1 protein-coding gene is annotated in these 279 nt (G+C 63.1%); it reads left to right on the forward strand.

Going from position 1 to position 279, the window contains the following annotated elements; translation table 11 throughout:
* On the forward strand, nt 1–279 hold a 279-nt coding region (locus R2R70_RS19840), incomplete at both ends, for a cytochrome b (protein WP_410978875.1).

Below are 279 nucleotides of genomic sequence, written 5' to 3' on the forward strand. Positions count from 1 at the left end.
TGGTGCCGAAATCCGAGCTGCTGTCGGAGATGTTCGCCAGCATACATTATTATGCCATGCTGCTGCTGGGGGCGTCGATCCTCGCCCATGTGGCCGGCGCGCTGAAACACCATGTGATCGACAAGGACAGCACCCTTCTGCGGATGCTGCCCGGTGAGCGCGCCATGCCGGAGCCCCCGGCGCAGACGCACTCGGTTCTCCCGTTTGTCACCGCTGTGCTGGTGTGGACCATGGTGATTGGCGGCAGCACGGTGCTGTTTGTACGCTCACACAGCGCCG

Source organism: Cobetia sp. SIMBA_158, assembly GCF_046566945.1.
Lineage (GTDB): Bacteria > Pseudomonadota > Gammaproteobacteria > Pseudomonadales > Halomonadaceae > Cobetia > Cobetia amphilecti.